This window comes from Wolbachia endosymbiont (group A) of Campoletis raptor, assembly GCF_964026755.1.
Classification (GTDB): domain Bacteria; phylum Pseudomonadota; class Alphaproteobacteria; order Rickettsiales; family Anaplasmataceae; genus Wolbachia; species Wolbachia pipientis.
This window is the reverse complement of sequence record NZ_OZ034695.1, coordinates 1,369,716-1,388,994: the sequence shown is the minus strand read 5'-3', so window position 1 is coordinate 1,388,994 and position 19,279 is coordinate 1,369,716. Positions and strand designations below refer to the sequence as shown.

17 protein-coding genes, 1 tRNA gene and 1 pseudogene are annotated in these 19,279 nt (G+C 36.3%); 5 read left to right on the top strand and 14 right to left on the bottom strand.

The genetic code is table 11. The annotated features are described in order from the left end of the window. Positions 1-190: 190 nt before the first annotated feature. Both polA and AAGD74_RS07065 read left to right on the top strand, forming a co-directional pair. Positions 191-2,767, top strand: a complete 2,577-nt coding sequence (gene polA, locus AAGD74_RS07070) for a DNA polymerase I (RefSeq protein WP_236514385.1) — start codon at positions 191-193, stop codon at positions 2,765-2,767. Between the two features lie 49 nt (positions 2,768-2,816). Then, positions 2,817-3,854, top strand: coding sequence for a hypothetical protein (locus AAGD74_RS07065; RefSeq protein ID WP_338482549.1), 1,038 nt, complete (start codon positions 2,817-2,819; stop codon positions 3,852-3,854). Between the two features lie 26 nt (positions 3,855-3,880). On the opposite strand, the gene AAGD74_RS07060 is transcribed toward AAGD74_RS07065, so the two are convergent. From AAGD74_RS07060 to AAGD74_RS07045, 4 genes are all read right to left on the bottom strand, one after another. Then, positions 3,881-4,660, bottom strand: coding sequence for an exodeoxyribonuclease III (locus AAGD74_RS07060; RefSeq protein WP_006279450.1), 780 nt, complete (start codon positions 4,658-4,660; stop codon positions 3,881-3,883). Continuing rightward, entirely contained in the window at positions 4,660-5,367 is a 708-nt protein-coding gene (locus tag AAGD74_RS07055) for a uroporphyrinogen-III synthase (protein ID WP_341810641.1), read from the bottom strand. Before AAGD74_RS07055 ends, AAGD74_RS07060 begins: the two co-directional genes overlap by 1 nt. Positions 5,368-5,611: 244 nt before the next feature. Then, a complete protein-coding gene (locus AAGD74_RS07050; RefSeq protein WP_338482550.1) occupies positions 5,612-6,109 on the bottom strand; it encodes a hypothetical protein in 498 nt (165 codons plus the stop codon). Positions 6,110-6,179: 70 nt separating this feature from the next. Further along, positions 6,180-6,264, bottom strand: a tRNA-Leu gene (locus tag AAGD74_RS07045). Positions 6,265-6,326: 62 nt separating this feature from the next. On the opposite strand from AAGD74_RS07045, the gene tldD reads away from it, so the two are divergent. Further along, the gene (tldD, locus tag AAGD74_RS07040; RefSeq protein ID WP_341810640.1) at positions 6,327-7,745 is read left to right on the top strand and encodes a metalloprotease TldD; all 1,419 of its coding nucleotides are present in this window, start codon (positions 6,327-6,329) and stop codon (positions 7,743-7,745) included. A gap of 286 nt (positions 7,746-8,031) precedes the next feature. After that, positions 8,032-9,279 (top strand): IscS subfamily cysteine desulfurase, encoded by a 1,248-nt coding sequence (locus AAGD74_RS07035; RefSeq protein WP_077188391.1) that lies wholly within the window; start codon positions 8,032-8,034, stop codon positions 9,277-9,279. A 51-nt stretch (positions 9,280-9,330) separates the two neighbouring features. Here AAGD74_RS07035 and AAGD74_RS07030 read toward each other — a convergent pair whose 3' ends face one another. The 10 genes and pseudogenes from AAGD74_RS07030 to AAGD74_RS06985 form a co-directional block, all read right to left on the bottom strand. After that, the gene (locus AAGD74_RS07030) at positions 9,331-10,713 is read right to left on the bottom strand and encodes an IS66-like element ISWen3 family transposase (RefSeq protein WP_341810549.1); all 1,383 of its coding nucleotides are present in this window, start codon (positions 10,711-10,713) and stop codon (positions 9,331-9,333) included. A gap of 80 nt (positions 10,714-10,793) precedes the next feature. Beyond that, a protein-coding gene (locus AAGD74_RS07025; RefSeq protein ID WP_338482219.1) for an IS5-like element ISWpi1 family transposase occupies positions 10,794-11,626 on the bottom strand; the annotation gives its coding sequence in 2 pieces (ribosomal slippage) (positions 10,794-11,257 and positions 11,257-11,626; 834 coding nt in all). Between the two features lie 96 nt (positions 11,627-11,722). Further along, positions 11,723-12,523 carry an Rpn family recombination-promoting nuclease/putative transposase gene (locus tag AAGD74_RS07020; protein WP_341810520.1) on the bottom strand — a complete coding sequence of 267 codons (801 nt, stop codon included), beginning with the start codon at positions 12,521-12,523 and terminating at the stop codon, positions 11,723-11,725. Then, complete coding sequence (ltrA, locus tag AAGD74_RS07015; protein ID WP_341810519.1) at positions 12,520-14,067, bottom strand: group II intron reverse transcriptase/maturase; 1,548 nt, start codon at positions 14,065-14,067, stop codon at positions 12,520-12,522. The genes AAGD74_RS07020 and ltrA overlap by 4 nt, the downstream gene beginning before the upstream one ends. Positions 14,068-14,075: 8 nt before the next feature. Next, complete coding sequence (locus tag AAGD74_RS07010; RefSeq protein ID WP_338482311.1) at positions 14,076-14,342, bottom strand: hypothetical protein; 267 nt, start codon at positions 14,340-14,342, stop codon at positions 14,076-14,078. A 350-nt stretch (positions 14,343-14,692) separates the two neighbouring features. Next, positions 14,693-14,938, bottom strand: a pseudogene (locus tag AAGD74_RS07005) (PD-(D/E)XK nuclease family transposase); the annotation flags it as partial. A 283-nt stretch (positions 14,939-15,221) separates the two neighbouring features. Further along, a complete protein-coding gene (gene dxr, locus AAGD74_RS07000) occupies positions 15,222-16,385 on the bottom strand; it encodes a 1-deoxy-D-xylulose-5-phosphate reductoisomerase (protein WP_077188384.1) in 1,164 nt (387 codons plus the stop codon). An 82-nt stretch (positions 16,386-16,467) separates the two neighbouring features. Next, the gene (locus AAGD74_RS06995) at positions 16,468-16,965 is read right to left on the bottom strand and encodes a hypothetical protein (RefSeq protein WP_338482564.1); all 498 of its coding nucleotides are present in this window, start codon (positions 16,963-16,965) and stop codon (positions 16,468-16,470) included. Between the two features lie 320 nt (positions 16,966-17,285). Then, positions 17,286-17,987: an ABC transporter ATP-binding protein gene (locus tag AAGD74_RS06990; RefSeq protein WP_006279859.1), complete on the bottom strand. Its 702-nt coding sequence runs from the start codon at positions 17,985-17,987 to the stop codon at positions 17,286-17,288. Continuing rightward, positions 17,980-18,762, bottom strand: coding sequence for an MlaE family ABC transporter permease (locus AAGD74_RS06985; protein WP_015589313.1), 783 nt, complete (start codon positions 18,760-18,762; stop codon positions 17,980-17,982). Before AAGD74_RS06985 ends, AAGD74_RS06990 begins: the two co-directional genes overlap by 8 nt. Positions 18,763-19,094: 332 nt before the next feature. On the opposite strand from AAGD74_RS06985, the gene rpmF reads away from it, so the two are divergent. Further along, positions 19,095-19,277, top strand: a complete 183-nt coding sequence (gene rpmF, locus AAGD74_RS06980; protein WP_065094662.1) for a 50S ribosomal protein L32 — start codon at positions 19,095-19,097, stop codon at positions 19,275-19,277. Positions 19,278-19,279 lie beyond the last annotated feature (2 nt).

Below are 19,279 nucleotides of genomic sequence, written 5' to 3'. Positions count from 1 at the left end.
TGCATCATTCTTTTTGTAAAAAACATTCCACACTTTCTCTCCACTTTTTCTGGGTAAGGTCATATGTGTACATCCCCATCATGAATGCTATTTTCGGTAAAATCTCTTACAACGCTCAAAAGCAGAAAAACAAAAACTTGATTTTCTCAGCTAAATAGTGGACCATCAAAAGCACGCATAAATATCTACAATGAAAGAAAAAACTTTCACAATCATCGATGGCTATGGTTTTCTTTTCAGAGCTTACTATGTACTACCTCACTTAATTACCACAACAGGAATGCCAATAGGTGGTGTATATGGCTTTCTGAATATGGTTCTTAAGTACATTGCCCATTCGGACTACTTAACTATAGCACTTGATGCAGGGAAAAAGAATTTTAGGCACAATTTATATCCTGAGTACAAAGCGAACAGAGTAACGCCTCCTGAGGATCTAACTCCACAGTTCACCATACTGAGGGAAGCGGTAGAAGCTTTTAACCTCAGCTATGAAGAGATTGAAGGTTATGAAGCAGATGATATAATTGCAACACTAGCTGCAAAATACGCCAACCACCAAGACTTTAAAGTGGTAGTCGTTTCATCAGATAAAGATTTATTTCAACTCTTGAACCACAATATTTTAATATTCGACCCCATTAAAAATATATATATAGATGAAAAACAAGTAATAGAAAAATTTGGCGTAAACTCACACAAGCTTCTTGATTTATTTTCTCTAACTGGTGATGCATCTGACAACATTCCAGGCGTTCCGGGAATAGGTCCGAAGACTGCAGCTAAATTACTAGATGAATTTGATTCATTGAATAATATTATAGAGAACATTGATAACATCGAGCAAACGAGGATTCGTAATATTCTTGCTGAACATAAGGAAAAAGCGCTAATTTCAAGAGAACTTTTATCACTATGCGAAAAAGTAGACCTTCAACATGATATTGCAAAATGTGAAGTTCGCCCTCCAAATATGGAAAAACTATTATCCTTTTTAAAGAAGTATGAATTCAATTCTTTAATAGGTAAAATGGAAAAGCTTTTTTCCTATAATGGGTCTAGCACAAAAGAGAAAATAGAATATAGTAGTGAAGAGTTAGAGAAATTTTTGGAGCATTGTAGATATGAAGGCAGAATTGCAATTCATTGCCACTTTGAAGACAACTTATTAAATAAAATTTCCTTATCTTATAGCGAAAGTAATATTTTTTATATAGAGCAAGACAGCATACAAGATGCACTCATTATAATTAACTCAACTTTACTCTCAAATGGGGCGCTTAAAATAATACATAACATTAAAGAAATCAGGAAAATCTTCCCTACAGTAGAGAAGATGCTAGATTCAGTTGATGATTTGATGATAATGTCGTATAGCTTGGATACAGGAAAACACGATCACAGTATTCCAAACATAGTTGCGCATAATTTGAGTGAAAATGCAGAAATTTTCTCGGCAAAAACTTTAATAGCAATTCATGAAAAGCTAAAGCAAAGGTTATTTCAGGAAAAATTGTTCACAATTTACGAGCGCTTCGATAAGCCACTTATGAAAGTAATATTTGATATGGAGAAAAATGGGATATTACTGAACATACAAAAATTACAGGAGCTGTCCGATAAATTTCAGCAGGTAATTGCCGTGCTTGAAGATGAGATATATAATTTGGCAGGAGAAAGATTTAATATTGCTTCGCCAAAACAATTAAGTGATGTTTTATTCAACAAAATGGGGCTTAATAAAAAGAAAAAGTCAAAAAAATCTGGATCGTATAGCACCAATTATGAAGTTCTAGAGGCACTCGAAGAAGAAGGGGTAGAAATCGCAAGTAAAATCTTAAATTGGCGACATTTAAGTAAATTAAAAGGCACCTACACTGATGCATTAATAAAGCAAGTTGATCCACTTGATGGTAGAATACACACAAGCTTTTCAACGACTGCAACTGCAACTGGAAGGCTGAGCTCCAGCAATCCTAATTTACAGAATATTCCTATCAGAAGCGAAGAGGGAAATCTTATCAGACAAGCATTTATTGCGCCAAAAGGGCATAAGATAATTTCTGCTGACTATTCGCAAATAGAATTAAGACTCCTGGCACACGTTGCAAACGTTGCAGCATTTAAAGAAGCTTTTGCAAACGGACAAGATATTCATGAGATCACCGCAAGGCAAGTTTTTGGAGTGCAAGAAATAGATGAGCAATTAAGACGCAAAGCAAAATCCATCAATTTTGGAATTATATATGGCATTAGCCCATTTGGTCTTGCAAAGCGGCTTGGAATTACCATTGCGGAAGCTGCTGAATACATTAATTACTATTTTTCCTGTTACCCAGAAATAAAGGCCTATATGGAAAAAGCAGTGTCTATCGCAAGATTGCATGGTTATGTAGAAACTTTGTTTGGCAGGAGATGCTTTGTAAGAGACATAAACAATACAATTCCTTATATAAGACAATTTGCAGAAAGGGCAGCAATAAACGCACCACTGCAAGGAACCGCTGCTGATATAATAAAACGTGCGACAATTCAGCTTTTTGACCAATTGAAAGTAGGTAAAATAATCCTCCAGGTTCACGATGAACTACTGGTTGAAGTAGAGGACGAAAAGGTACAAGAAACAGCAAAACTTATGAAAGATATAATGGAAAATGCAATAGAAATTTCTGTACCACTTGAAGTAGAAATAAAAGTTGGCGACAACTGGGCTCTTAATTATGACTTAAACATCGTGGATTCTAGGAGTATAAATCATTTGAACTAATACGAAAAATATGTTAGAATAAAACATAGCAAATGCAAATAGGTCAGCCATGACAGGCCCACAAGTAAAAAGTTCAAAACCTCCAAAGTTACCTACTCAGGTAACTAACGAAGATGAGAAAATTTTTGAAAAAGAGGAACATCAGGTAATCCATGATGCCTTTATACAATTGCTAAAAAACAAAGTACAACCTAAAGAATTAAAGGAAGATGACGAGGCAGTACTCGCTTTCATGCTAAGTCAGAATCAAATTATATTCAATAATGTCAAGCTAGAAGATGTAGAACCACTCAGTGAAGAGAATTTTTCTCAGTTTTTACTTTCCGTATTTGAGAAAATTAGAGAGAAAAAATTAGCTAATGAAGAGAATTTAGAAAATGGTAAAATAAAAGAAGTAGTAGATGACTGTGTAGCTGATATACGCGGTACAGAAGCTAAAGATTCATCCATAAAGTTTGTATTGGAAATGCTGCTGCTGCTAATTGGAGGGATCAAAATAGACCCGAAAAATATTTCTGGCTCCTTTATGGATGGGATGAAAGAAAAAATACCATTCTTAGGTAAAGATAAAAAAGAAGAGGATGAACCACCACTCAGTGATGAAGAGATGGTAACAACGTTCTTAAGCAAGATCTTTTTTCCTGTCCTTCTTTCCACTATTCCAATGTTAATTTTTGGTCCTACTACACTCGGAGTAGTTCTTACTGCTATCGGCACAATATTTGCCATAAAAGGAGGAGTGGAGGTTCTTTTTTCAAATAACAAAAAAGGTACTTTGTATGACCCTAACTCACAAGATAAAAATGATACAGAAAAGAGAGAAAAACTGAATGGAAAAATTCTCGAGGGCATTGATGATATTTTAAAAACCCCAGTTACAGAAGTTGAGAAAGGCACCTCTGTTTCTGAACAAATTTCCCAAGGAAAAGAAAAGAGTGAACAACAGCCTGTTCCTGAACAAATTTCCCAGAGAAACAACAGGGAAAACGAAAAGAGTGAGCAGCGCGATCAATCTTGGACAGGAAAGGAAAACAAACGAAGGGAAGAACCACAGAGCAGCAAAGGTAAGACTACTCAGGTTTGCTAAAAGTGAATTGTGTAAGAGATCTGCTATTATTCTATAGCACATACAACAGGAGTATGGTCAGACGGATTTTCTAGCTTACGCAATCTATCATCTATGTAGCATGTTTCCAATTTATCTACAGCTTGTGGTGATAACAGCATATAATCTATTCGCATTCCTTGATTATTTCTGAGTGAATTGCCTTGATAATGCCACCAAGTGAATTGTTGCAAATTTGGGTGAGATATTCTAAACGCATCTTTAAACCCAAGATTCAAGATCGCTCTTAACTTCTCACGTTCTCTTATATGAAAGCACACTTGGCCATTCAATAAGTTTGAATCAAAGACATCAATTTCATCCGGTGCAACATTATAATCGCCAGCTATAATAGTTAACTCTTCATTCTTTAACAAAGTGCTCATCCTTTCATATAGATTATCAAAAAACTTGAGTTTATATTCAAATGCTTGAGAGTCCGGGCTTTGACCGTTTGGAACGTATACACTTCCCACCCTTACCTTCTGATTATTGTGCTTTATTATGCACTCTATATAACGCGCTTCTTGATAACCTTCTACGATATCAATCTTAAACTTCTCCAGTATCGGATATTTAGATAAAACACAAACGCCATTTCTTGCAACTTGTCCATAGACAGCACATTCATATCCCAGCTTCTCTATCTCTGCATAAGGAAATTGCTCTTCCATACATTTTATCTCTTGCAGCAAAATTATATCTATCTGACTATCAACTATAAAACTACAAAGTTGGTTAACTCTTTTACGTATGGAGTTTACATTCCAAGTTGCAATCTTTAGCATCAACAATCCTTATTAATTATATCAATTAAACTCTCCCCAGTAGGCAACCTCGATGTTATAATTTTTTTCCATTTGATTAACTTTAAACTATCAGCAATGTTTTTACTCATAGTATATGCAACTGTATTATTCATCACATGAGATAGCCCACTTTTTAGAACTAATGAACAAAATACCCTTGCTGTCTGTGAGGAAAAAAAAGCAACACTACCAATTTTACCATCCAACAGTAAATTTTTACACCTATTAGTTAGACTCCTTTTAATGATTGTTTTATAGAGTACAACTTCTCTTACGTTAAAATCTTCTTCAGATAATCTCTTTTTTAGGTCACATGATACTTCTTGTCCCCTTATATACAAGAACTTTATTGCGTTTGAATAATGAGCTTTTATGAATGATATCAGACCATCAACGTTGCTGTCTGCTGAGATTATATCAGAAAATCCCAAATTTTTTGCAGCCTGCATGGTTGAATTACCAACTGTAATAATCGGAAAGTCATCCTCTTTGCATATTTGACTAAAAGCCTTTACACTGTTTTTACTTGTAGATATCACAACGTCAAATTCGTACACAGATATATCAGGATTTAAGTACTTTATTGTGAATACTGGTTCTATAAAAACTTTGTATCCATACTTTCTCAATATATTTCTTGTATTGAACGAGTCCAATAAAGGCCTCGTTAATAAAATAGACTTCATTCTGATTTATTTCACTACTAGTAAAATAGTACCCTTTATACACAAATTACTGAATAAAAACTTTTATTTTGATAGCTTGAGCAATTATTCAAGTAATTGATGTGGAAGTAGGAGTACTAAGCGCTCCTACCCCAATAAGCCCACAATTTCTGCTTACACTTTTTTGACGCTAATTACATCGAACTCTTTTGAATGGCTTCCTTCAGTGGAATTATATAGCTAATATTCCTGTATAAGTTAATACTTAAGCTTGTACTCTTGTAGTATTTGAAGAGAGATTCTCAAGGACGTTTTTTGTCTGTGGTTCACTAATCATAGTTTGAACGATATTAGCTGCCATAATAACACAGCCTAGAATAAAAAAAGGCGTAGAAACAAAATAAATAACAGAAGACTCAAAAAGCGACACAGATGCAATACCTCCTATTAGAAATGAAGCACTGGATGCTATATCAAGATAGATCTTTGTTAACTTTTTTTGTCCTGGAGTATTTTTTATGCCAGATTTCTTATTAAGATTCTGTTGTCGGGAATGATCATTTAGTGACCATATATTTAAAGCAAACGAAAGTGCACTGAATATAGTGCCGGCAATACTAAAATACAGACTTAAGACAGGAATATTCAAGACCAATGCCGCTATGTATCCAATGAAAGAGATAGTAGATAGTGTAGTAACTAAGCGTTTCGAGTAAGTTCGTACCTTCTTTCTGCAGGCTAGCTTATTTTTTTCACTATACATAGCATGAATATTACCTAATATGTTATATTATAACATTAATTAATTCAATAAGCAATATGGAAGCTAAGAGTGCCCGAGAGAAGACTTGAACTTCCACAACTTAAAAAGTTACTAGCACCTGAAGCTAGCGCGTCTACCAATTCCGCCACCCGGGCTTTTTATAGTTTACTATGTTAAAGTTAAATAATATACTTAAACAATTTTTAGTTCAAAGGTAATGCCAAATCTAGATCAAATATTTTTTGCTCAAAACAATGTTAATATTAATAACGTGTATAAAATAGTCAATAACGCTTTGAGCAATAGCGATGGTGGTGAGCTGTTTCTAGAATTTTGCCAGTCGGAGTCCCTGGTTTTTGAGGATAACATATTAAAACACATGGACTTGAATACTAGAAGGGGATTTGGTTTAAGGTCTTTTTGTGAAGATAGTACATCTTTCGTTTGTTCTTCTGAGATCAGCGAAAAAGAAATTAGTAATGCTGCTTCTATGGTAAAAAGCTCAGTGTCTTTAAACAAGACAAATTCAATAAATTTAAACGAAGAGACAAAAAGCCTATATTCGAGGATTAACCCTATAAATGAAATGGATCTGAATTCAAAGATTAAGCTACTCAATGAGGTTAATGAGTATGTAAGGTCCAAAAATAACTGCGTGAAGCAAGTAAAAATAACTCTAAGTGTAGAATGGCAAGTTGTACAAATAATAAAGGGTGATCACAGATTAAGCGATATCAGGCCTCTGGTACGTTTTAATGTGCTAGTCATTGTAGAAAAAGATGGCCGTACCGAAAGAGGTTCTGCAGGGCATGGTGGAAGGGACTCTTATAGTAAGTTTATTTCTGAGAAAAAGTGGAAAGAAGTTGCAAACCAAGCGTTAGAACAAGCACTGGTAAATCTTGAAGCAATTCCAACTCCAGCCGGAGAAATGACAGTCGTTTTAGGTCCAGGCTGGCCAGGAATATTGTTACACGAAGCCGTGGGTCATGGACTTGAGGGCGACTTCAATCGCAAAAAAGTCTCAGCATTTTCAAATTCTGTGGGTAAACAAGTAGCAGCTAGTGACATCACAGTAGTTGATGACGGAACTCTGCCCAATTTGCGCGGTTCTATCAGCGTAGACGATGAAGGCACTCCACCCAGTTATAATATATTGATAGAGGATGGGATCCTAAAAGGATACATGCAGGATCATATGAACGCTAAACTCATGGGTGTAAGCCCAACTGGTAATGGTAGAAGAGAAAGTTATAAAGAAGTTATTATGCCGCGCATGACAAACACCTATATGTTGCCCGGAAAGTATACACCGAAGGAAATAATATCTAGCGTAAAGAAAGGTCTATATGCAGTAAATTTCGGTGGTGGGCAGGTTGATATAACGTCAGGAAAATTTGTTTTTTCATCTTCGGAAGCTTACCTAATAGAAAATGGCAAAATTACACAGCCAGTCAAAGGGGCAACACTAATTGGTGACGGTCCAACAGTGTTGAAAAAAGTATCTATGGTTGGTAATGACTTAAAGTTAGATCCTGGTGTTGGCACATGCTCGAAAGATGGACAAAATGTGCCCGTTGGAGTTGGTCAGCCGACACTCAAAGTCGACGCAATAACTGTTGGTGGAACTGAGATATAGATAAGGGCTAAAACGGATTCCAGCACACGGCGCACAATTGTACAAACATTGTGATTTGGAAGCAATTGCCACCAGTAGGGTGTCATCCCAGTGTTTGGGCACTGCCTTTGTGTTTGAGGCAAAACTGGCTATAACATTTAACACACTGCTTTCGCAAATAAATGTTCGTACAGTTATGTGTCAGCTACTTGGATGACACTTTTGTACTTGATGCAAGATTATATCTTGAAAAAATTAAGTTTTAGTGCTATTAAATGGTTGTAAATTTTGTCTCTGTGGTAGCTTTATGAATGTTGAAAGTAAAAAAATACATGATGCTAAAATAAAATTACCAATATTTCTTGATTATCAATCTACTACTAAAGTGGATCCCCGTGTTTTAGAGGTGATGATACCTTACTTTGGTGAGTTCAGCAATGCACACTCTCGCAGCCATTCATTTGGTTGGACTGCTGAAGAAGCAGTGGAAAAAGCAAGGAAACACATCGCTGATCTGGTGAACGCAGATAGCAAAGAAATTATCTTTACCTCAGGTGCAACTGAGTCAAATAATACAGCAATCAAGGGCGTTGCTCACTTTTATAAAAATAAAGGAAATCATATAATCACTGTCTGCACGGAGCATAAGTGTGTTTTGGATTCTTGTCGGCATCTGGAAAATGAAGGCTTTAAAGTTACATATTTGCCTGTTAAGCAAAACGGAATTATAGATTTATCAAAGCTTGAGGAAGCAATTACTGATCAAACAATCCTGGTTTCAGTGATGATGGTAAATAATGAAATCGGAATAATTCAGCCTGTCAAAGAAATTGGTGCAATATGTAGAAAGTATAATATATTTTTCCACACAGATGCAGCTCAAAGCTTTGGAAAAGTTCCAATTGATGTTAATGAGATGCGCATTGATCTTATGAGTCTCTCTAGCCACAAAATTTATGGACCTATGGGAATAGGCGCATTATACGTTCGTAAAAAGGGCTCTCGTGTTAGATTGACACCATTGATCAGTGGTGGTGGACAAGAAAGAGGTATGCGTTCTGGAACAGTTCCAACTCCCCTTGCAGTCGGTTTTGGTGAAGCAGCACGTATTGCTAAAGAAGAAATGGAACCAGAAGCAAGCAAATTGGAAGGACTGAGAGATATTTTGTACAATAAGATAAAAGAAGCATTTCCTGATGTTGTTTTAAATGGTGACTATGAAAATAGGATTCCTGGCAACCTAAACTTGAGCTTTCCCTATGTTGAGGGTGAGTCTCTCATCATGGCAATCAAGGATTTAGCAGTAAGTTCTGGTTCTGCGTGCACATCTGCGTCTCTTGAGCCTTCCTATGTCATACGGTCGTTAAATAATGGCCATGACCTTGAGCATTCATCAATTAGATTTGGCCTAGGCCGATTTACAACCAAAGAAGAAGTTTTGTACGCAACAGATCTTATTACTAAAAATGTTGGCCGACTGAGAGAAATGAGCCCACTTTGGGAGATGGTACAAGAAGGAGTAGATTTGAACACCGTGAAATGGGACTCTCATTAAGAGGTTGTCCGGAAACAAGTAAATTCAAGCGTATCCGTTCAGGAGAGTGGTTTAAGAAACAATAGATAGGAGATTTTGGAAAGGATTGAGACCCCTTTGTTTCCAAGTTAAGTATAATGAAATTATCCGCTCAAGGAATGTATTTCCCCGCTTTGATTGTGTAAAATATGAGTTTTTGCGATAAACGACATAATGCCGAATTTGCCGTTCAGCGTGGTTATTTGTCAGCGGAATATTTTCTGGGTCATCTAAAAATTTCCACATCATTCTTTCAGATCTCAGAACATTTTTTGCAACTCGAGAGGCTCCAATTGCTTCAGGTAAACGAGATATCTCCTTCAAGTAATACTTTGTACGTTTTCTTAATTTTCTGGCACGTCTGACAAACCTCAAAACATCTATCTCACTTTTTAGTAAAGCTTTTTTTAGTGCAAATAATTCAGTGGCCACGTTTCTCAAGTAACAACCCAGAACTTTAACTTCAATATTCCAACTATGTGCTAATCTTTCAAAATCTCTTGATAAATGTGCCCAACAGATTTGCCTGTTTTTATCGGCAAAATAATTGTATGCTGCATACCTGTCAGTTATTACCAAGCTATTGCGATTGCAGAATTTACTATTTTGTAAAACTTTCATTCCTCTTGACTCTGTAAATTTTACAAAACTTGCCGTATTGCTTGCAAACATCCAACACCAAGCGAGTTTACCTTTGTTATAATGGCTCGTTTCATCAATATGTAGAACTTTACTCCTACTTATCTCTTGTTCGATCTGCTCATACATTTTTTTGCATTTTGAAGCAACTCTATGTTCACTATTTGATATGCTACCGACGCTTATGTTCAAATTGAAGATATCATTTACGACACTCGCTATTTCGCGTTTTGAATTTTTGTAGAATCCGCTGAACGCTGCAATTATTGACTTAACCCTTGGACCAAATGTATCTGGCGTAACACCTTCCGGTAACTTGCTACTTCTTCTCTTTCCGCATCTCCGACAACGGCCATGTTCTAACTGATATTCCACTACATAAGGCTTGATTTCTGGAAGATCAACTTTCTGATGAATATATGGTTTTTCACGTATTGCAATTTCTCCTCCGCATTCGCAAGTATTAGGCAACTCTATCTTTACTACTTTATCTGCATCCATGTTGGCGCGAAAACTTCCTTTATGACCAACCTGACCGCCAATATTCCTTTCGCTTTTCGGCTTATTCTTTTTTATTTTATACAACTCTTTGGAACTTGGTATTGATGAATTTTTTGAGCTTAAACCGAGTCTTTCTCTTAACTCAGCATTTTCTATCTTTAAAGCCTTATTTTCTGCTTTTAAACTTTCATTCTCTTTTTCCAATCTTTCTATTTTTGCTTCTAACCTTTCTATTTTTTGCTGTAAATTTTTGCAAAGTTCTAAAAGGTTTACCATATTATTTCACTTTTGCTCTATGATTATCTTTTTAGATCACCTTGTCTACCTTATTCTGCCACTCCGCTGAACGGATACATTCAAGCATATTCCCTCTTTAACATAACCCTACTCATAGCTAGGTATATGAAATTCTCAGTGGATGTTGTGAGTAAATCATACTCCTTCGATAGCCTTCTATTCCTATTAACCCAAGCAAAAGTCCTTTCTACAACCCATCTTCTTGGCTGTACTTTAAACCCTTGTTCTCTTGTTGGTAGTAGCTCAGGTGGCGTATCTTTGTGCACCCAAAATCTACATGGAGGCCTTGTAACAATTTCAATATCTATGTCATATTCTTCCTTTGTGTGATTCTTTAAATTTCTTCCTTGGTATCCCATGTCAGCCCACATTTTTTTAACTTTAGTATATTTTGTTCTCATATTGTTTAATGCTATTTTAATACCATCTCTATCATTTTCGTTAGCAGCGCCTACGTAACAACCTAGTATAAAACCCTGAGTGTCTGTAATTATATGCCTTTTTCTACCCTTTACTTTTTTACTTCCATCATAGCCTTTGATCCCCCCTTTTCTGTAGTCTTTACAGATTGACTATCTACTATACAGGCACTCGGCTGCTCATTCCTTCCTATTTTTCTTCTACTATATTTTGTAATTTCATAATTCATTTTCTCAAAAATTCCCTGCTTCTTCCATTGCCTGAACTGCTCATACACAGTCTTCCATAGCGGAAAATCATTTGGTAAATACCGCCATTGACACCCTGTACGCAATACATAGAAAATTGCTTCTAATATTTCTCTTTTGCTATACTTTGGCGGCCTTCCTCCTTTCTTGTATGATACTCTGAAGTGTTTTTCTATTCTTGCCCATTCCCTTTCGCTTAGATCTGTTGGATACTTTTTTCTCATCTTTACCCCGTACTAAAATTTCAGATATTATAGCCTTTTACTTGTTTCCGGACAACCTCTAAATGTATCCGTTCCAACTGCAAATGCACTTTGAAATTACTCTGTACCGTTCACACTTAATTCTTCAATCTCACTAATAGAAAGGCCAGTAAACTTGACAATAGTGTTGACATCAACATTATTAGCCAGCATTGCTTTTGCAACTTCAATTTTCCCTTCAATTTTCCCTTCCTCTTTACCGATTTTGATGCCTCTTTCTTCGCCAATTTGGATGCCTTTTTCAGTAGCAAGGTCAAGTCTGTATTCAAGAATAGCTTCTTCTTTGCGTAGATCCATTATCCTTTCTTCATAGGCTACTAAATCTTTTTCGTTCCAACGAAACTTGTCTAATTCATCATATGCTAGCTTTATTATTGGCGCTTTTTCTGCTATCTCTTTTAAGTCCTCTTCTGTTGTTTCTTCTGCGTATTTAAAAAAGAAACACCACCTTTCTACTATACTTTCTAACTGCTCTACTTTATTTTTTGCGAATTTAGGCAACTCAATAAAGACAAACTGAAAATCTTTTAAGTAATGGCCGTTAGTTTTTATATCACGTATATTGTGAGTAGAAATATAATCAACTTCTTCAGGAAGTAAGTTACAATTTGATATAGCAATAAAGAAGACTTTCTTTAAATCAATGTAGTTGCCAGATTTATCTAATTGTCTTGAGTAGGCTTTAGCGGCATATAATTGAGCGCGTTTTTCGAAGCTCTTGTCTCTAGCGAGCTGGTCAGGTAAGGAAGCAGTATTACTACTACCCCCTCCCTTAGAAACGCAGCATGCAGGTTTCCCAACACTACGCTTGAGCCCCTTATCTAAGTTCTTCTTTTCTAGAACCGGCTTGTCCTTCATGATTCCTCAGGAAACATCATTCTTAATGGTGACACCAACAGTAGAGAACCTTCTCTTGAGAAAGAGCTTGCTAACATTCTTGTTCGTTTCACTCTCTCATCAAAATACTTTTTCCATTTTAAGTCAAGGGGATTTGCATCCGCTCTGATTTTAACATGTCGTCTGATAGGTATATCAATCAGCTTAAGCAGTCTTAAATACCGTATCTCTTTTGGTTTGTTCTTGCATAGGGGTGCAGCAAAAACCCATTGGCGTTGACCCATTACTTTGAAGTAACGATTCTTTATCCAACGTAATCCTTTACGAGGATGTCTTTTCTTTGCCCATTTCCATAAACTATGCCAAATTTCATTGTCGATCTTTCTAAACGCTTTTTTAGCACACACATGGTGATAGTAATTTCCCCATCCTCTCAGTAGAGAGTCGAGTGACTTAATTACTATAGCCTGAGTGTTCGCTATATTTGCTTTTATCAATGTACGTGCTTTATTAAGAAGTCTTTTAATACTTTCTTTCGAAGGTTTAATAATTAACTTCTTATTATATCTACGTACATTACAACCAAGAAAGTCAAACCCTGTTGTGATAGATGTAATCTTTGTCTTCTCTTCTGACAGAATTAAACCTCGCTCATGAAGAAAAGATGATACTAAAGGCTTAACTTCCTTTTCCAGTACTTCATGTGTGAAACCTGAAATAATAAAGTCGTCTGCGTATCTGATTACATTCACTCCACTTCTGATTTTGTTTCTTTTTCTACTGCCGAGTTTACCAAATCGACTTTCCAATAACTTTTCAAGTCCGTTTAAGGCTAAATTGGCTAGTATTGGAGAAATTATACCACCTTGCGGGGTACCTGCAGTTGTGGGATACAGAGTTTTTGATTCTAGGAAGCCAGCTTTGAACCAACTATGCAGAATTTTTTTCTCCATAGGAATATGCTTCATAAGCCATTCATGATTAATGTTGTCAAAGCATCCTTTGATATCACCTTCAAGTATCCATTGTAGTTGATTACGACTTGCCAGTAACAAATGACAAGCTACTGTAGCATCTGCACAGGATCTTTTAGGTCTAAAGCCATAGGAGTGACGATCACTGATCGTTTCAGCTATCGGTTCCAGAGCAAACAGATATAATGCTTGCATGGCTCTATCTTTTATCGTGGGTATTCCAAGAGGTCTTCTTTTGCCATTAGATTTACTGATATAAATCCGTTTTAGCGGAGAAGGTTTATATCCTCTTTGCTTTAACTGCTTTATTCCTTGAAATTTAGCATTGCAAGTTGACCATAGTTGACGATCTACACCCGCTGTGTTTTTTCCTTGGTTTTCAGTTACTCTCTTAACAGCCAAAGCTTTTCCGCTAAAAGAGCGTGTGAGAAGATGTTGTAAAGTTTTTACCTTACCCCATCTTCCTTCTTGGACAGCCTTAACAATACGTCTTTGTAGCCTCACAATAACTTTCTGGCATTTCTTCCATGGCAACTGCTTCCATGCTTCAAAGCTTTTGGTAGATGCACTTACAGGTTTACTTGTAATCATCTGCTTTCCTACCTTAAGTGGTTAACAAAGTTTCTTGTCACGAGGGACCAAACGGAAGTCTGCTCGTTTTCACGCGAATTAATGTTACAAATTCTATCCATTTCGTTACAAAATGGCATTCGCTTTCTCCATTCTCCTTTACCTGCACTTCCATCAGCATTCCTTGCGGTTTGCTTGCCATGTAGGCGAAAATACAGGCTTACCCTGTTTCTCCAGTCATACAATAGTGGGTTAGGTGGCTTCTCTATACCGGTGGAGTTATTATTTGCGTACATCTAGAAATGAAAAATGTCACATTACCTTTTGGTCAGAGCTTATCAGCATCTTTAGCTCTTTCATCGTATCGGTACTTATAAAGCTTCACTTACGTTCACCATACCACTAGCCTAGCCCTCCAACCACATGATGCTTGCAGTTTATGCCCCTCTCACGATTGAGCATCTTCTTTTTCAAGAGGAGGTTCATTGTCCGCATCGCTTGGCACCAACCGGTTGCCCGATTCGCACTGATGCGTAGACTCAGACGGCAAAACATCTGGTTTAATAAGTTTTAGAATCCTTTCAGTTTCTTTCTGAATGAATTCCTCTCCTTTTAAACAATATGACCGAAGACTTTCAGGTCGCACCATTTCAATCACATACCTGGCCCCACTAGAATCCCTGCAAAGAACATCAACTATACTTTGTTTATCAGATGCAATTTCAGGATCCATTATAGTACTGAGGAATTCCACTTCTTGTATAGTATTTATCTCAGTAAACCCTAAAATATCATTCAAAAAATGTATGAGAATATTCTTATTTTTTTCAGTGCCAAATATTTTTTTGAAGGTCAAATCCAGCTTAGGGTCGAGAAACTTAGATAAAGCCATAGCCAAAGTGCTTAAAAATATTAATAATTATACACACAATTATTCAACCATATTTTTGAAGATAGCTATGCCGCCGCGAACCGTCATACCGCCGCGGTATCTCTAGATCCCGCTAACAAGTAGCGGGATGACGAATTACTTAACCGTCATACCACCGCGAACCGTCATACCGCGATTCATTCGCGGTATCTCGGCATAGATTCCGCTAACTAGTAGCGGAATGACGATTGTGTATCGTGCTTTGCTAAAAAAAAATCACAGAATGCAGTCTGGTTACATTACTCTAGCTATACGCAACAACTTTACTTTCAACAATTTTATTAGCAATAATACGACTTTCACAATCAATATTTATTATATCAGATAGTGAATTAATATCAGTATAACTATCAAAACTTTCTATTGTTGATTCCACTATCTCTACTATTTTTAAAAAGCCAATTCGTGACTTCAAAAATTCATTAACAGCTATTTCATTTGCAGCATTGAGCACAATACTATTTGCTTGTGGAGCAGAAGAGTTTAACACTGCCATGCTAAGCTTTAGCGCAGGAAAACGTTTATGGTCTGGTTCTTGAAAGGTCAATTTTCCTTGCTCTGTTAAATCTAGTCTACAATTTAAAGCTGATCTTTCCGGCCAAGACAAAGCATATGAAATGGGAATTGCCATGTCAGTCTCTGCAAGCACAGCAAAGTTGAACCCATCCTTATAAGTTACAATTCCATGTACTATTGACTCAGGATGCACTATTGCTTCAATTTTATCCGGGCTGATGTTAAACAAGTTATGTGCTTCTATTATCTCTAGTGCCTTATTCATCATTGTTGCGCTATCAACCGAGATTTTCTTTCCCATATTCCAAGTGGGGTGACTAAGCGCCTGATCTACCATGACATTTCTTAATTGCTCAGAACTATAATTTAAGAATGGTCCACCAGAAGCAGTAAGTATGATCTTTTCTACGCATTTGTCGTCATTTTGCAAAATTTGAAAAATTGCATTGTGCTCAGAGTCAATAGGGATTATTTGTACATTTTTTTCTTTAGCTTTTTTGAGTAATAACTTTCCACCGCAAACAATGCTTTCTTTGTTTGCCAATGCAATGACTTTGGTACCGCTTTCTATAACCTCCATAACTGGCTCAAGGCCTGCAATGCCAACTATTGCAACAACTGAGAGATCAACAGGTATGGTAGCAATATTTGTAGCACCAATTGCTATTTTTACATCTGTACCAAGTAAACTTTCTTTCAAATCTTTGTAAAGCCTTTCATCGGAGATAGCAACATATTTTGCATTTAGCAGTTTTGCTTGGTGTGCCAGTAGAGCAAAGTTCGAATGGGCACTTAGTGCTTCCACTTGGTATTCTTCTTTTCTCTTTGAGAGCAAATCTACAGTCTTTTTTCCAACACTTCCTGTTGACCCTAAAACTGAAACCTTTTTCACTAAGACAAACTCATGTTAATTATAACAACAGCAACTTTTCTTATTAGGCCTTCTCGCATACTATTCAGCAGTTTTTAAGCGTTTAACCAAGTTCATGCCCGTGGTCATCACCAACAGATGGTGAAGGACCAGGTGAAAAAGATTGACCATGGTGATCACCTGCATCATGCATGTCTTGCAAACCATCAGCATTATGAGCTATTTCATTATTGGCATGAGGGTAATCATCTGAGTGAGGTCCCTCATCACCATGAGCCATATCCATTCCTTCTGATGGCATATCTTCCCCACCTCCACCTGAAAAATATTCTGCAAGGCCTTCAAGAAATTTTATGCCAAACATATTACCTGATTTTCCAAACAGCGTTACTAGACTACTACCACTCACCAAACCTTCAAACACGTTACTATAAGCAGCAATTGCTCCTTCATGAAAGTTGAACAACCATTTCATTCCATCGACAACTGTTGAAACAGAGTCACTATGACCAAGACCAAAACCACTTTTCTCACCAGCAGCCTCTTGGTGTTGCTGCTGCGCTTGCCATTCTGCAATGTTTGGACCTTGAGCTTCACTCATAAATTTTTACTCTCAACCTTAAGCTATTATTTTATCACAAATATTGCAAAATATCAATAGAGCTTTTGAATATAGCTAATACAAACAATTTCTGTCATCCTATATATAGCTAAACTGACTTACGACAATTTGAAAAACGACAAATTCGTCATTCCGCTACTAGTTAGCGGAATCTATGCCGAGATACCGCGAATGAATCGCGGTATGACGTGTTAGCTATAGGATCCAGTTTGAAAAAAATCTGAATTCCAATGTTCACTACCTTTTACAAAGTTAAAACTTAAAAATATGACTGTTAGCAATAGTGTATATATCTTTAGCTATATATAATGAATGAATTTTTTTATATATTCGTTATTAGTATTTTGTATTTCCTGAACAGTTCCATGGGAAATGATCTCCCCTTCATATAATACTGCTATTTTATCAGCTATTTTAAATGCGCTATGAATATCATGTGTAATCGTGATAATTGTAGGGTTAAGATCTCTAGATAATTTTATTATTATCTCGTTTACTATATCTGACATAATTGGGTCCAATCCTGAAGTTGGTTCATCCAAAATAATGATTTCTGGGTTGTGTGCAATCGCCCTTGCAAGTGCCACTCTTTTTTTCATTCCACCTGATAGCTCTATTGGAAACATATCTGCTATGCTTTCCTCCAGTCCAACATCATTTAACTTCTCGATTGCTAGCTGTTTTGCCTCTTTTTTGCTGATATTAAAGCGCTTTTTATAATTAAAAGATATATTTTCCCACACTGTAACGTAGTCAAATAAAGCGGAATTTTGAAATAAAACCCCAAATTTATTTTTGCTTTTACTATTTATTTTAACAGACCCTGAGTCTGGAGCAAGCAAGCCGATAATTGTTTTTGTTAATACAGATTTGCCGCTTCCTGAGCCACCAAGTATGACTAATGATTCCCCTTTTAATATATCAAAATTTAGATCTTTTAGTACTGTCCTATCATCAAAAGATAAGCTTAAGTTCAATATTGATATTATGGGGTTACGCATGTATCAAAGTAATCATGTAGTTTGCTAAAATGATCAGTATGGACGATAAAACAACAGTTGATGTTGTAGCAACACCTACTCCTCGTGCACCTTCTTTGCAATGGTAACCGTAATAGCAGCTTGAGACAGAAATTATGGCGCCAAATACAGTTGCTTTTATTAGCCCAGTTATAAAATCATACGTATTAAAGAACTGAGCTGTGTGTTTAATGTATATATTTAAATTGTGGTTAAATTCGAAGACTGCAGTGATACATCCTCCAAATATTCCTATTAAATCTGCACATACTGTAAGTATGGGAAATACTATGATTGACGCTAAAATCCTTGGTGCAATTAAATATTTGAAAGGGTTGATGTTCAAAGTTGTAAGGGCATCTATTTGCTCGGTGATGCGCATCGTACCAATTTCTGCTGCAACTGATGATCCAACCTTTCCTACCATTATTAAGCTGATCAAAACTGGTCCTAACTCTTTAATGATAGTGATCGTAACAAGTTTGGGTATTATCTGTTCTTGGTTAATTAATGGGTCACTCAAGCTACTTTGTAAAACTATTGCCGCTCCTATAAAAACTCCAGTGAGCCCAACAATTGGCAGAGAGAAAAAGCCTATCTCTATAATTTGTCTTGCTATGTTGCTAAAATAATATGGTGGCACAAGGCAGTGGTATAGAGATTGAATAAAAAATATGAATGCACTACCAAGCCTTAACAAAAAATTGATAAAGTACCTACCAATTATTCTAACACTATTTATATCAAAAAAGCTCACTTTGTATTCATTTTAGCTAGAGTTACTGATTTTATTAAAATTTTTATTAACTTTATCGCAAAGTATAGCTGAGATATGTTTTAAGTTCAATATACTTGATGTTTTAATTTAAAGCTTAACCCAAGAAAGGTTTCCCTACGTCATACCGCAATTCATTCGCGGTATAGATTCCGCTAACGAGTAGCGGAATGACGGTTTTTCAAATTGTAGAGCCACTTTAGCTATAGAACTCAATTACATAAGCAAACCTTACTTATTTTACTATCCCTGTTTACTTCCTGTAAAAAACATGTTACTAATGTATTGTATTTTGTAGTAGAATGGAGGAAATTTTGGCAGTTCCAAAAAGAAAAAAGTCAAAGTCAAGGCGTAATATGCATCGTTCTCATCATGCTATTCAGCCTAAGAATATTGTGGTGTGTTCAACAACTGGGGAATTCATGTTGCCTCATAACGTAGCAGTTGATGGCAGTTACAAAGGAAAACGGGTTTTCATTAAGCAACAGGCGGAGTGACT